Source organism: Citrobacter sp. Cpo071, from assembly GCF_030332765.1.
Classification (GTDB): domain Bacteria; phylum Pseudomonadota; class Gammaproteobacteria; order Enterobacterales; family Enterobacteriaceae; genus Citrobacter; species Citrobacter portucalensis.
Genome location: NZ_JAOWHE010000048.1, coordinates 1 through 416 on the forward strand (window position 1 = coordinate 1; position 416 = coordinate 416).

Below are 416 nucleotides of genomic sequence, written 5' to 3' on the forward strand. Positions count from 1 at the left end.
GAGACCCGCTATGAATACAGTGACGCCGGAGACCTGACGACAGTGATTGCCCCGGACAGCAGCCGCACGGAAACACAGTATGATGCGGGCGGCAGACCGGTCAGTATCACCGCAGGCGGCCTGACGCGGCAGATAACATACGATGCCGCCGGACGGGTGACACAGCTGACCAATGAGAACGGCAGCCACACTGAATTCACTTACGATGCACTGGACAGGCTGACGCAGCAGACCGGCTTTGACGGGAGAACGCAGCAGTATGACTATGACCTGACAGGGAAAATGGTGTGCAGCAAGGACGAAGACCTCGTCACCCGCTGGTATTACGATGAATCTGACCGCCTGACGCACCGCACGGTGAACGGCGAACCGGCGGAACAGTGGCAGTACAACGAACGCGGCTGGCTGGCGGAAAT

1 pseudogene is annotated in these 416 nt (G+C 59.4%); it reads left to right on the top strand.

The features are described from left to right. Nucleotides 1-416: pseudogene (locus OGY09_RS01075) on the top strand (type IV secretion protein Rhs); the annotation flags it as partial.